The following is a 13,224-nucleotide window of genomic DNA, read 5'->3' as shown; positions in this document are numbered from 1 at the left end:
TCTATTATATGTGCTTTATTTAAAATGGTGCACGTACATCAATATTTCATTATTTCCTCCGCTATTTCTTTAAAAAGAGGAGCAGCTTTAGTTCCTCCAGTATCTCCGTTTTTTACAAAAATCGAAATTGCATATTTAGGTTTATCAAAAGGAACAAAACCTGTAAACCAAGCATGATATATATTTAGCTCTTTACTGACTTCAGCAGAACCTGTTTTACCAGCACTGCCATACGTAGTCTCAGCCCTTTTCCCTGTCCCTTCTGGGTCAATAACCACTTCTCTCATCATCTCTTTTAAAATTTTAGCGTTTTTTTCGCTTATCACCCTGTAAGACTTTTTCTGAGACAATTTTTCAATTTCTTTCCCTTCTTCATCAACTATTGCAGTCACTAAACGTGGAACATTCCTAACACCGTTATTAGCTATTGTCGCTGCGATATCAGCTGCTTGAAGAGGCGTCATCAGCACATCCCCTTGCCCTATTGACAAATTCCCAATTCCTGCTCCATAAGTATCAGACAATTTAGGCAATCTCCCTATTTGCTCAGGTATTGGCAGACCATCATCATTTTCTATTCCAAAATTTCTCGCCATCTCCAAAATATTTTTGGCCCCTGTTATTTGCCCAATCTTTATAAAAGTAGTATTGCAGGAAACTGCAAAACCTTTTACCATGTTTATTACTCCATGACTTTCTCCTTTGTAATCGTGAAATACTATTCCATTTATATCATAACTACCACTACAATAAAAAGTATCTTGTAAATTCACTTTATTATATTCTAATGCTGCAGCAGCTACTACAATTTTAAAAATAGAGCCAGGGGGATACATTGAGACAGCTTTGTTTATAAATTCTTCGTTAGAGCTATTTAAATAAGCTTGAATATTATTTTGGTCAAAATTAGGTCTACTTGCCATTGCAAGTATATCACCTGTTTTTATATCTAATACCACTGCTGCTCCATCTACCATATTCTTGTCAAGAACATTCTCTACTGCCTTTTGTATGTGATAATCAAGAGTAGTTTTTACCCCCAAAACTTCTTTTCCAGAAGTTTTTAACCTTACTCCTAACCCTTTTATATAATCAGTATTATTCCCATCAGTAAACACTGCAATGCTATCTTCCCTTTTGCTATTTAAAATTCCATCAAAAGCATCTTCTAAACCCATTTTTTTATCTCCTATATACCCTATTACATGTTTTGCTAAAGAATTTTGCGAATACCTTTGAGGCAAAGCTAACTTAAAAATGCCTATAGGTAATTTGTTGTTTAAATTAAATTTAACTTCATATTTCACATAATCTTTTGCACTTCGAAGGGATTTTAGCACATCCTCATAGTCTACTGCAGCAATTTCACTTATAACCTTAGCGGCTTTTTCTTTGTCAGTTAACATTTTAGGTATAGCAAATATATATTCTTTGTATTCTCTATCCGTAAAAGGAATCATATTCCTGTCGTATATTTCTCCTCTTCTCTCCAAAATTTTAAAGCTTCTAATTTTTTGTTCCACCGCTTTTTGAGAATAAAAATCTCCTTTGATTACCTGAATGTAAAAAAGCCTAAAAATCAATGTTAACATTAAAATTGACAAAACTACCCTCAAAAAAACAATCCTATAATTTCTATTTTCCATAAAACTTTGCTCCTTTCAGGAAAAAGTATTCCCAAAAGGAGCAAGTTTTAACCTAATTTTTAATTTCTCGACGCAGTATAAAAAATTCTTCTACAGGATACTTTACAGGAATTTTCACTATCATTTGAGGATGGGGAGCTACTTCAATCTCATTTCCTTCTTCATCCCACATTTTTTCAATTTGCTGCTCAAACTCTACTTTAGGACCCATAATCTCAATTTTATCTCCCACAAACATCCTGTTTCTTTGCTCTACAACAGCAATTTCTGTATTGGGGTCATATTCTTTTACAATTCCTACAAAATCATGAGTACGTATATACTTAGAAGACTCATAATTTTGAGCGTCAGGACCTGGCTTGCCAAAATAAAACCCTGTGGTAAATCCTCTGTGACTTGCTTTAGAAACCTCTTCAAGAAGTTTTTTGTCAAAAACATAATCTTTTCCTTTTTCAAGGTAATCGTCAATCGCCTTTCTGTAAGCCCTTGTCACTACAGCAACATAGTAGGCACTTTTGTTTCTTCCCTCAATTTTAAAGCTTGTAACTCCAGCCTCAACAAGTTCTGGAATGTACTCTATCATGCATAGGTCTTTAGAATTCATAATATATGTGCCCCTTTCATCTTCGAATATGGGCATATACTCTCCTGGCCTTTTTTCTTCTACAAGATAATATTTCCACCGGCAAGGTTGTGCACATTCACCTTTATTAGAATCTCTTCCTGTAAGGTAATTGCTTAAAAGGCACCTTCCTGAGTAAGAAATGCACATAGCCCCGTGGACAAATGCCTCTAATTCTAAAGTTTTTGGTGTCTTCTCTCTTATTTCTTTTATCTCCTTTAAAGATAGTTCCCTTGCCAAAATTATTCTTTTTGCCCCTAAATTATGCCAAAACAGAGCACTTTTATAATTCACATTATTTGCTTGCGTACTTATATGAACATCTACTTCAGGAGCTACTTCTTTTACAATAGAAAAAATCCCTGGGTCAGAAAGAATAATAGCATCTATGCCAAGGTCAACGACTGATTTAATGTATTCAGGCAATCCTTCCAAATCCTCATTGTGGGGAAAGATATTTATAGTAATATATGCTTTTTTTCCACTTTTCCTCACATATTTTATTGCTTCTTTTATCTCTTCAAGAGTCAAACCAACAGAAGCCCTTAAACTATAGTGTTTCCCTCCAAAATATACCGCATCTGCTCCGTAATTTATAGCTATTTTTAATCTTTCCAAATCTCCAACTGGTGCCAAAAGCTCTAACATGATTATTCTATTCCTCCTTAAAACTTAAAGCCAATCCGTCTCCTAAAGGCAAAATTACCGTGTACAAAGTTTTATCTTGATATAATATTTCTATAAATTCTCTCATTCTGTACACAATAGTTCTTCTCTTATGTTTTACATTTTTCTCATTTACAACATATCCCTTATACAAAATATTGTCCCACAAGATTACGCCCTCTTTGCTTAAAAGTCTTTTCAGTTCTTTGTAAAATTCTATATATTGCCCTTTCGCCGCATCTACAAAAATCAAATCGTACATCTTAGTTAAATTTGGAAGAACTTGCTGTGCTTCTCCACAAATAAGCTCGATTCTATCTTCTACTTTTGCTTTCTTAAAATTTTCTTTAGCTATTTCAGCCAAATTTATATCCCTTTCAATAGTGACTACACTAACTTCTGAATAAGCTTTTGCCATTATTATAGTAGAATAGCCAATAGCAGTACCTATCTCTAATATATTGTTAGGCTTTTTTAGCTTCACAATAAAACTTAAAAAATCAGCAACTTCCGGTTTTGCAATAGGGATATAATTTTCGTAGGCATATTTCTCCATCTCATCTAAAGGATATCCAAATTTATGAGCTATCCCTCTTATAAATTTCATATCATTTGGAGTTATTTCCATAACTCAACCCTTTCATTTAGTATTATTATTTTCAATTGCTTCAATTTCTTTCTGAGCTTTTAAATGCTCTTCATAAGTTATACTAAAAATATGGGACCCATCTTTCTTTGCAACATAATAGTAAAAGTCATGCTTTGTTGGAAAAAGAGCTGCTTCAATCGATTTAAGTCCAGGATTGCAAATGGGACCTATAGGCAACCCATAATGTTGGTAGGTATTATAAGGGGAATCTACCTGCAAATCCTTGTAAGAAAGCACATCTTTATGAATTCCTAATGCGTATACAACAGTAGGACATAATTGAAGTTTCATATTTTTTTTCAGTCTATTATATATTACACCCGCAATCATAGGTCTATCACTGTCAATAGCTGCCTCTTTCTCCACTATAGAAGCTATTATTACAATCTGATCAGGAGTCATTCCTACATTTTTTGCATTATTTTTTATAGTACTATTATAAACTTCTTGAAATCTCTTAAGCATGATATTTATTATTTCTTTTTCATCTGCATTTACAGGTATAAAATAGGTGTCAGGAAAAAGATATCCCTCTAACCTGTTTGGCCTATCTTTAGGAACATCTTTTAAAAAGTCATAGTCAAATGTGTCATTTTGAGCTATTTCTAAAAATTTGTCTTTATTTACTAAACCTAATCGGGATAATTTGGTGGCTATGTCTTTTAATGTATACCCTTCAGGAATCGTAACTTTCACAGTATCAATTTGAGCCTTACCAGCAAATATTTTTTTTATTATTTGGTCAGTAGTCATGTTAGGACTTAAGAGATATTTTCCGGCTTGTAATTTTCCATCAGCACCTAAAACTTTTGCTCTCCATATAAAAAATCGTTCGTTTCTAATTAAATTATTTTCTTTTAACAACTTAGCTATCTGGGAAGTAGAATAGCCATTAGGGATGTATATTATTTTTTCAGCTACATCACTCTTTGTAGTTACAGGTTGAAAAAGGCTTTGGTAATATATAAAAGCAGAAAAAAACAAAAAAATTATGACAACTACAATTACCACAAATCTACTTTTTCTTTTGTATTCGACATTATTCATTACATTTCTCTCCCTTTTGTAGGTATACCTAAATTATATAATTAATTAAAAATGAAAACAAGTAAGCCTTCCGCTTACCTGTTTTTATAAAGTATACTTATCTTTTAATCTTTTGTATACTGCAATCACTACATACCCAAATACACCTGTCACAATAGCTTCACTTAAAGCAATATACAAAACTACAAGATAATAGGGCATTTTCGTGAAATAACTTACCCATATTGAAACAATAAGAGCATTTAATATTATAGGAGGCAATATACCTTTGTAAAAAGTTTTAGTCTTTGATGTAAGGTACGCAGCAAGTAATGTCACTAAACTTCCACCCAAAATATCGAGAAGTCCAAAGGGGCTTCCTATATTGGCTAATAAACATCCTATAAAAACCCCCCATATTGCTGCCGGCTCTACCATGGGTAATACAACTAAAGATTCAGATATTCTAAATTGAATAGGGCCATAAGAAACACTGCCCAAAAGAATAGTAACAACAAAGTAAATGGCTGCAATGGCTCCTGCTTTTACAATGTACTTAGTATCTATTGTTTTCATCTACTTCATCTCCATTGGTTCCATGATTATTTTTAGTATATCATCCATTATCTTGCCAAGAGCGTATTCTAAAGACAAGTAAGAACTTATCTCAGGATTAAGATTCAATATCTCCCATAGCTTTTCTAACACTTCTTTTTCTTTAGGATCCACTTTTTCACCCGACAACTCTTTAGCTTGAATCTCTAATTGCTTTTTTCTAAAATCCTCTAACATTTTCTTATTTTGCTCATTTTCATTTATTTTTTGATACGCCCCTTTAAAAGCTTTGTATTCTGGCAACTGTCTTATAGCATTAGCCAGTTCATAAGCTTTGTCGTAGACGTTCATATTTAAGCTCCTCCTGGTTAAATTTCCATTATGATTGGCAATATCATAGGATTTCTCTTAGTTTTTTCATATAAGAAACTGCTTAAATCATCTTTTATCATTGATTTTATAGTAGCCCATTCGCTAATTCCCTCTTTCTTACACTTTGATAACACATCTCTGACAACATTTTTGGATTCCTCCATTAAATCCTCTGATTCTCTCACATATACAAATCCTCTGGAAATTATGTCGGGACCCGCTATAATTCCTCCCGTTTCTTTAGAAATAGTAACCACTACTACTAACAAACCATCTTGAGCCAAATGTTTTCTATCTCTTAAAACAATATTTCCTACGTCTCCAACACCCAAGCCATCTACTAACACTTTCCCTGCTGTTACTGTTCCTGCAATTCTTCCAGAATTTTTTGTAAACTCTAACACTGTCCCGTTATCTACTATAAAGATATTTTGGGGAGGCATTCCCAAAGTCTCTGCAAGTTTAGCATGCTGAACTAAATGTCTGTATTCCCCATGAACAGGAATGAAAAATTTAGGTTTTATTAATGTATGAAGTAGCTTAATCTCTTCTTGACAAGCGTGACCCGATACGTGAATATCTGCCAATGCTTCATAAATTACATTGGCACCCTTTTTAAATAATTGGTTGATAACGCGAGAAATAAGTTTTTCATTTCCCGGAATAGCAGAAGCAGAAATTATCACTGTATCTCCCGGTACAATCTCTACTTTTTTATGCTCAGAAGAAGCCATTCTGGTAAGAGCTGACATAGGTTCCCCTTGGCTGCCTGTCGTTATAATGGCAACTTTATCATGGGGCAATTTATTGGCTTCATCAATATCAATCAAAAGGCCATCAGGAACAATTAAATAGCCTAATTCCATCGCTACATTAACTACATTTAACATGCTTCTGCCTGAAATAGCAACCTTTCTTCCATACTTGTGAGCAGAATCTATAATTTGTTGCACTCTGTGGATATTAGAAGCAAAAGTCGTAACTATAATTCGCTGTTCCGCTTTTCTGAATAGATTGTCAAAAGTCTCTCCTACTGTCCTTTCTGACATGGTATAACCAGGTCTTTCAATATTGGTACTATCGCACAACATCACAAGTACCCCTTTTTCCCCTAACTGGGCAAAGCGGTGTAAGTCTGCAATTTCTCCTCCTATAGGAGTAAAATCTATTTTAAAGTCTCCCGAATGAAATACAGTCCCTACAGGAGTGTGAATCGCCAGAGCAGCAGAATCTGCAATGCTATGAGAGGTCCTTAGAAACTCCACTTTAAACTGACCAATTTCGACAATCTCTCTTGGCTTCACAGTTATCAATTTACTATCTTTTAAAATACCCTGCTCTTTTAACTTATATTCTACTAAACCAATAGTCAAACGAGTCCCATACACAGGAACATTAAGTTGTTTTAAAATATAGGGTAATGCCCCAATATGGTCTTCGTGACCATGAGTTAAAACAATTGCTCTCACTTTTTCCCGATTTTTCAATAAATAAGTAATGTCGGGAATGACAAGGTCTATTCCCAACATTTCATCATCTGGAAAAGCGAGACCGCAATCCACAACTATAATGTCATTTCCGAATTCAAAAACCGTCATGTTTTTGCCGATCTCATTTAACCCGCCCAACGGTATTATTTTGAGTTTTGCCTTGTGTGCCAAATACTTATCTCCTTTCATTAGAAATTTTTAGCTTTAATTTTATTTTTCCAAAAAACCAAAAACACTTACCCGTACCTTACACCAGTTAATATAAATTATACTTTATTTAAAAAAATACTTCAACCCTGTTAATGTAAATTATTTCTCAAACAAAAACCCAAATTTAATTATAACTCTTCCTACATTTGCTACAATAACCAAAAAATTTTACATTATGGTCTATTATTTCAAAATCTTTAGTTTTTTCTATTGCCTCTTCTAAATTCTCCAAAAGGTCTCCTTCCATTTCTATAACTGCTCCGCATTTTAAACAAATCAAATGATGATGCTGATGGTTTTCATTATGATATAGCTCGTATCTATTTCGACCATCGTCAAAATTTAATTTATAGACAATACCTAATTCCTCAAATAACTGAAGGGTCCTATAAACTGTAGCAAGCCCTATTTCAGGATATTTTAGCCTTACAAGGTCATATATTTCCTCAGAGGAAAGATGTTTATCCCTATTTTCCATAATGACGTCCAATATCACACGCCTTTGAGTTGTCAACTTATATCCCTTATCTTTTAATTTTTCTTTAAATTTTTCAATTTCATTCATCTAAATCACCGCCAAATAATATCAACTAATATTAGTTTATGATATTCATTTTCAATTGTCAAATATTTTTTTTCGATTTTTTAGTAAATATCAAATTTTATAGTGGACAGAGATATTTCAATTGAGAATCCAATTTCCATTTTACATAGAAATTAAATTTTGTGGGTATATAAAATTAAGATATACCAAAACGGTATATCTTAATTAATTTCATTCTAATTTTAATTTACTCTTCATCGTCAAAATCTTCATCATCATAATATTCTTCATACTCTTCCATCAGCTCATTGTATGCTTCGACAGCATCATTGAACTCATCTTCGTCTTCGATCCCTACAAAAATATCATTGCCATTTTCATCTTGTTCCACTCTCAGGATGTAAGCATCTTCTCCATCACCATCGACAGGGACCACAACTGCATACCTGGTATCGTCAAGGTCAAATGATGCTACAAGTTCGAAGTCTACTTCATGGCCGTGCTCGTCGATTAGCTGAATGATTTCTGGTTCCATACTATTTCACCTCAATTCTACTTCAAGATAATGTAATTGTATAACATACCAAAAAGACTGTCAAGTTTTTAATAAAAATTTATTTATTTATTTATTTTTTTGTGAATCTAAGTAGTTCTGAAGTATAAGAACTGCAGCCAGCTTATCAATTACTTCTTTTCTCTTTGCCCTACTTATATCAGCTTTTTCTATTAAAACCCTTTGTGCTTCTACTGTAGTAAGCCTTTCATCCCACAAGATTATTGGTATACTAAAAGCTTCCTTCAAGTGTTCAACAAATCTCATAACTTTTTGTCCCTGTGGCCCCAAAGTGCCATTCATATTCTTAGGCAATCCTACAATTATCATTCCCACTTCATATTCATTTATTATTTGTTTTATTCTCTCAAAATCTTTTTTGTTACTACTTCTTTTAATAGTAGTAAGTCCCTGTGCAATTGTGCCTGATAAGTCACTTATAGCTACCCCGATTGTTTTATCCCCCACATCTAAACCCATAATCCTCAAAGAAACCTCTCCATTCTAAAATTGCCTCACACAAAGTGAGGCAATTTCATTTTTCTTATTTTTGGGAAGACAAATACTCTCTCAAAAGTTCTTCTACTAATTCATCTCTTTCAATTTTTCTTATCAAATTTCTCGCATTTTTATGGCTGGTTATATAAGTAGGGTCCCCAGACAATATATAACCTACTATTTGATTAATTGGATTATAACCTTTTTCAGAAAGAGCTTCATACACTGCTGTCAATATTTCTCTAACAGTTTTTCTATCAGTTGTAACGTGATACCTCAGAGTCTGTTCGTTTTTATCTACCATAATATATCACCTCTAGATACATTTAACTACCATCAACTTTATAATAACCTATATTTACTTGGCCAGTCAAGCTTTTCTCAATTTTTTAACTGTTCTTTTACAATATCTATAGCTTTGTTTAACGCTTCCTCCACCTTAGATGGATTTTTGCCTGTTCCTTGAGCCATGTCCGGTCTTCCACCACCATTTCCTTCAGATACTTTGCACACCTCTTTAATAACAGCTCCCATATTTATCCCTTTTTGAACAACATCTTTAGTAGCCATACCGACAAATATAGCTTTTTCTGGGGTAGAAGATGCTAATACTATTGCAGCAGTTTTTAATTTATCTTTTAAAATATCTCCCAATGCCTTCAAAGCCTCACTATCATAATCTTCAACCTTTGAAACCACTACTTTTATACCATCTAATGAAATAGCAGAATTGATTAAACTATTTGCCAAAATAGAAGCCATTTTTATTTTTAATTGTTCTATCTCTTTATCTTTTGTCTTTAAAACTTGCTGTAAACTCTCAATTTTTGAAACTATCTCTTTATCTTGGGCTTTTAATAAATCAGAAGCCTCTTTTAATATCTCTTCTTTTTCCTCTAAATATTTTATTGCGGCAAGTCCTGTTAAAGCTTCAATTCTTCTTAAACCTGCACCAACTGCACTTTCAGATACAATCTTAAAAATCCCTATTTCGTTAGTATTTTTAACATGAGTTCCACCACAAAGTTCCATGCTGTAATCATCAATTTTTACAACCCTTACTTTATCCCCGTACTTTTCTGTAAATAACGCAACAGCCCCTTCTTTCACTGCCTCATCATAAGTTTTTTCTTCAATATGCACATTTAAACTTTGGTATATCTTTTCATTAACCCTATTTTCTATTTGCTTTAACTCTTCTTTAGTCACGGCTTGATAATGTGAAAAATCAAATCTTAATCGATCATCAGCCACAAGAGAACCAGCTTGATGCACATGGTCTCCTAATATCTCCTTTAGGGCTTTATGAAGAAGATGAGTTGCAGTGTGGTTTCTTGCAGCATTCCTTCGACTTACCACATCAATTTGAGCTTTTACTTCATCTCTTACTGAAATTAAACCTCTTTCAATTGTTCCAATGTGTATAAACCTATCTCCTACTTTTTTACAGTCTTTCACTTTTATCAAAACATTTTCATTCTCTAAAATTCCATTGTCTCCTATCTGCCCACCACTTTCAGCATAGAAAGGAGTAACATCTAATATGATACTCACATCATCTCCAGCTTCTGCTTCCTCAACAAGCTCTTCATCTTTTACAATAGCTAAAACTTTTGAATTGCTTTCATAAGTATCATATCCCACAAACTTTGTTTTAATATCTCCTAAAGTAGAATATATGTCTTGTTCCCACAAACTATTATCTTCTTTTCTGCTGCTTCTCGCTCTTATCCTTTGTTTCTCCAACTCCTTTGTATATCCTTCTTCATCAACAGTAATGCCGGCTTCTTGCAAGATTTCTTTTGTTAAATCCAGTGGGAACCCATAGGTATCGTATAGTTTAAAAGCCTTGGAACCTTCTAATACGGTTTTACCTTGGACTTTTAGTTCATTTATATAATCTTGTAAAATTGTGAGCCCTTGGTCTATTGTTTCCTTAAATCTTTCCTCTTCCAGTTTGACTATTCGCTTTATATAGTCCTTCCTATCAATTATTTCAGGATATGCCTCTCCATAATTTTCTACAACTGAATCTACTACCCTATACAAGAAAGTATCATTTATACCCAGCAACTTACCATGCCTTGCCGCTCTTCTTAAAAGCCTTCTCAAAACATAGCCTCTTCCCTCATTAGAAGGCAAAATTCCATCTGATATCATGAAAGTTATTCCTCTTATATGGTCAGTAATAACTCTCAAAGACACATCTTTTTCTGCATCTTTTCCATACTCTACCTCCGCAATCTGGGATACAAAATTAGTTATACCTCTTATTACATCTACATCAAATATGCTGTCGACTCCCTGCATTATTGTGGCTATTCTCTCAAGCCCCATGCCTGTATCAATATTTGGATTAGGCAGCCTATGATAATTTCCTTGTTCGTCCTTATTAAACTGAGTAAAAACTAAATTCCAAAATTCAATAAACCTATCGCAATCACATCCAACTCCACAAGTAGGCTTCCCACAGCCTTTTTCTTCACCTCTGTCAAAATAAATCTCTGAAGAAGGGCCACAAGGTCCTGTGCCAATCTCCCAGAAATTATCTTCCTTACCCATTCTCACAATTCTTTCAGGAGGTAACCCAACTATTTTGTTCCAAATCTCAAATGCTTCATCGTCTTCCTCATAAATTGATACCCATAACCTGTTAACTGGCAATCCCAAAACTTCTGTGACAAATTCCCATGCCCATGGAATAGCTTCTTTTTTAAAATAATCACCAAAAGAAAAGTTACCTAGCATTTCAAAAAAGGTACCGTGACGTGCTGTTTTACCTACTCTTTCAATATCAGGAGTTCTTATGCATCTTTGGCAAGTAGTTACTCGTTTGCTAGGGGGAGTTTCTTTTCCTGTAAAATAAGGTTTTAAAGGAGCCATTCCAGAATTAATTAACAATAAGCTTTTATCATTCTTAGGAATTAGAGAAAAACTTGGTAGTCTCAGGTGCCCTTTGCTTTCAAAAAAGCTTAAAAATTTTTCTCTAATTTCGTTCATCCCGAGTTTTTCCATAAAAATCCTCCTTTTTGATACAATAAAAACCGTCCCAAATTTGGGGACGGGCTTTTACCCGCTCTTTTTTGAGTATATTATACAAGATTGAATATAACAAGTCAATAACTGGTTTATTTCTCAATAAAAATCTCTATTACAATAGCTTTAATCATTGCCACGATAGGGACAGAAAGTAAAAGTCCCCAAATGCCAAAAAGCTCTCCTCCTGCAATTAATGAGAAAATTACAGTAACAGGGTGAAGCCCTACACTGTCACTCATTATTTTTGGAGTAATAAAAGCATTTTCTACCTGTTGAACTAAAAGACATATAATTAATGCCCAAAACCCTTTTGTCAAAGAATCTAATAAACCTATCAAAACTGTGGGAATAATAGATAATATCGGTCCTACGTAAGGTATTATATTTAATATACCAGCTAATACTCCTATTAAAAAGGCATATTTAACTTTAATTAAAGAAAGTCCTATCATTGTGAAAATCGCTACAAAAGTGGAAATATAAATTTGTGCTCTTAGGTATTTGCTTAAAATTTTATCTATTTTTTTAAGTATGTTAAAAAATTTAGTAGAATATTTTTGCGGCAGTATTCGTTCTATTTCTTCTTTAAAAACTTTTTTATCTTTTAAAAAATAAAAAGTCACAATTGGTATGATTATTATATCTACTGCATCTTTTAATATGGTAATAACAGATTTAAAGGCAGAATCAATGTGGTATGTAAAAGCATTGTTTAAACTACCCAAATTTTTATCTAACACCTTTTCAACTTGAGGCGGAAGATAAGATAAATAGTTAAATTTTAGTTGTATTAAAAGCTTTTGAATTTCTTCTGCATAAAAGGGTATCATTTGTAAAAGAGCGATGAATTCATTTATCAACAAAGGAACTATGTAAAAAGAAAAAAATAATATTCCTGACGCCACTATTAAAAACACTAAAAGAATTGATAAGAAGATAGAAAAACCTTTTGAATTAAAAAATTTTACCATTGGATTTAATAAATAGGCTATTAAAGCAGAAACAAAAAATGGGGAAAGTATATTTTTAATACTCACCCAATTCTTTATAAAAAAATATAATAAACCTGTGGCACCAATGATTAAAAAAAGTAGATACGTTTTTTTAATTTGCATTTTATCACCTGAAAAATCTATTTGATTTTTATTTTGTTCATTGTACGCCATATTTTTGTCATATTTTTTTCTATCATATCTCTATAACGTCTATATTTTTTCATGTCTATCTTAGGTATTATATATGCTGCAGTTACTATTCCTGCTAAAAATCCCTTTATATATTTGTCTCTATTCATAAAAGCCCTCCTTTGAAATCTAAAAAAATTTCTGCTTTTTATAGATTTCCCTTTTTAAAA

General features: G+C 33.0%; 14 protein-coding genes. All 14 read right to left on the bottom strand.

Annotation, left to right across the window (positions count from 1 at the left end):
• Positions 1 to 38 precede the first annotated feature (38 nt).
• Complete coding sequence (locus THEBR_RS05410) at positions 39 to 1,646, bottom strand: peptidoglycan D,D-transpeptidase FtsI family protein (protein ID WP_009052314.1); 1,608 nt, start codon at positions 1,644 to 1,646, stop codon at positions 39 to 41.
• Positions 1,647 to 1,698: 52 nt separating this feature from the next.
• On the bottom strand, positions 1,699 to 2,916 hold the full coding sequence (locus tag THEBR_RS05405) for a peptidase U32 family protein (protein ID WP_003868465.1): 1,218 nt from the start codon (positions 2,914 to 2,916) through the stop codon (positions 1,699 to 1,701).
• Positions 2,917 to 2,923: 7 nt separating this feature from the next.
• Positions 2,924 to 3,562: an O-methyltransferase gene (locus THEBR_RS05400; RefSeq protein ID WP_012269297.1), complete on the bottom strand. Its 639-nt coding sequence runs from the start codon at positions 3,560 to 3,562 to the stop codon at positions 2,924 to 2,926.
• Positions 3,563 to 3,574: 12 nt separating this feature from the next.
• Positions 3,575 to 4,630, bottom strand: coding sequence for an endolytic transglycosylase MltG (gene mltG, locus THEBR_RS05395; protein WP_012269296.1), 1,056 nt, complete (start codon positions 4,628 to 4,630; stop codon positions 3,575 to 3,577).
• A gap of 84 nt (positions 4,631 to 4,714) precedes the next feature.
• Positions 4,715 to 5,185, bottom strand: coding sequence for a QueT transporter family protein (locus THEBR_RS05390; protein WP_003868469.1), 471 nt, complete (start codon positions 5,183 to 5,185; stop codon positions 4,715 to 4,717).
• Complete coding sequence (locus tag THEBR_RS05385; protein WP_003868470.1) at positions 5,186 to 5,515, bottom strand: YlbF family regulator; 330 nt, start codon at positions 5,513 to 5,515, stop codon at positions 5,186 to 5,188.
• Between the two features lie 17 nt (positions 5,516 to 5,532).
• Positions 5,533 to 7,197: a ribonuclease J gene (locus THEBR_RS05380; RefSeq protein WP_003868471.1), complete on the bottom strand. Its 1,665-nt coding sequence runs from the start codon at positions 7,195 to 7,197 to the stop codon at positions 5,533 to 5,535.
• A 163-nt stretch (positions 7,198 to 7,360) separates the two neighbouring features.
• Positions 7,361 to 7,801 (bottom strand): Fur family transcriptional regulator, encoded by a 441-nt coding sequence (locus tag THEBR_RS05375; RefSeq protein WP_003868472.1) that lies wholly within the window; start codon positions 7,799 to 7,801, stop codon positions 7,361 to 7,363.
• 226 nt (positions 7,802 to 8,027) lie between these two features.
• Entirely contained in the window at positions 8,028 to 8,315 is a 288-nt protein-coding gene (locus tag THEBR_RS05370) for a DUF1292 domain-containing protein (RefSeq protein WP_003869798.1), read from the bottom strand.
• Between the two features lie 87 nt (positions 8,316 to 8,402).
• Positions 8,403 to 8,822 carry a Holliday junction resolvase RuvX gene (ruvX, locus tag THEBR_RS05365; protein ID WP_012269295.1) on the bottom strand — a complete coding sequence of 140 codons (420 nt, stop codon included), beginning with the start codon at positions 8,820 to 8,822 and terminating at the stop codon, positions 8,403 to 8,405.
• Between the two features lie 55 nt (positions 8,823 to 8,877).
• A complete protein-coding gene (locus THEBR_RS05360) occupies positions 8,878 to 9,135 on the bottom strand; it encodes an IreB family regulatory phosphoprotein (protein WP_003868475.1) in 258 nt (85 codons plus the stop codon).
• 77 nt (positions 9,136 to 9,212) lie between these two features.
• Positions 9,213 to 11,846 (bottom strand): alanine--tRNA ligase, encoded by a 2,634-nt coding sequence (gene alaS, locus THEBR_RS05355; protein ID WP_009052311.1) that lies wholly within the window; start codon positions 11,844 to 11,846, stop codon positions 9,213 to 9,215.
• 113 nt (positions 11,847 to 11,959) lie between these two features.
• Positions 11,960 to 12,985, bottom strand: a complete 1,026-nt coding sequence (locus tag THEBR_RS05350; protein ID WP_012269294.1) for an AI-2E family transporter — start codon at positions 12,983 to 12,985, stop codon at positions 11,960 to 11,962.
• A gap of 17 nt (positions 12,986 to 13,002) precedes the next feature.
• Entirely contained in the window at positions 13,003 to 13,164 is a 162-nt protein-coding gene (locus tag THEBR_RS12235; protein ID WP_003868827.1) for a hypothetical protein, read from the bottom strand.
• Positions 13,165 to 13,224 lie beyond the last annotated feature (60 nt).

Source organism: Thermoanaerobacter brockii subsp. finnii Ako-1, assembly GCF_000175295.2.
GTDB lineage: Bacteria > Bacillota > Thermoanaerobacteria > Thermoanaerobacterales > Thermoanaerobacteraceae > Thermoanaerobacter > Thermoanaerobacter pseudethanolicus.
This window is presented reverse-complemented; position numbering and strand designations above follow the sequence as displayed.

Bases quoted from the DNA above. Each gene is read 5' to 3' on its own strand.
- THEBR_RS05410 (WP_009052314.1), bottom strand. From the start codon at position 1,646: ATGGAAAATAGAAATTATAGGATTGTTTTTTTGAGGGTAGTTTTGTCA.
- THEBR_RS05405 (WP_003868465.1), bottom strand. From the start codon at position 2,916: ATGTTAGAGCTTTTGGCACCAGTTGGAGATTTGGAAAGATTAAAAATA.
- THEBR_RS05400 (WP_012269297.1), bottom strand. From the start codon at position 3,562: ATGGAAATAACTCCAAATGATATGAAATTTATAAGAGGGATAGCTCAT.
- mltG (WP_012269296.1), bottom strand. From the start codon at position 4,630: ATGAATAATGTCGAATACAAAAGAAAAAGTAGATTTGTGGTAATTGTA.
- THEBR_RS05390 (WP_003868469.1), bottom strand. From the start codon at position 5,185: ATGAAAACAATAGATACTAAGTACATTGTAAAAGCAGGAGCCATTGCA.
- THEBR_RS05385 (WP_003868470.1), bottom strand. From the start codon at position 5,515: ATGAACGTCTACGACAAAGCTTATGAACTGGCTAATGCTATAAGACAG.
- THEBR_RS05375 (WP_003868472.1), bottom strand. From the start codon at position 7,801: ATGAATGAAATTGAAAAATTTAAAGAAAAATTAAAAGATAAGGGATAT.
- THEBR_RS05370 (WP_003869798.1), bottom strand. From the start codon at position 8,315: ATGGAACCAGAAATCATTCAGCTAATCGACGAGCACGGCCATGAAGTA.
- THEBR_RS05360 (WP_003868475.1), bottom strand. From the start codon at position 9,135: ATGGTAGATAAAAACGAACAGACTCTGAGGTATCACGTTACAACTGAT.
- alaS (WP_009052311.1), bottom strand. From the start codon at position 11,846: ATGGAAAAACTCGGGATGAACGAAATTAGAGAAAAATTTTTAAGCTTT.
- THEBR_RS05350 (WP_012269294.1), bottom strand. From the start codon at position 12,985: ATGCAAATTAAAAAAACGTATCTACTTTTTTTAATCATTGGTGCCACA.
- THEBR_RS12235 (WP_003868827.1), bottom strand. From the start codon at position 13,164: ATGAATAGAGACAAATATATAAAGGGATTTTTAGCAGGAATAGTAACT.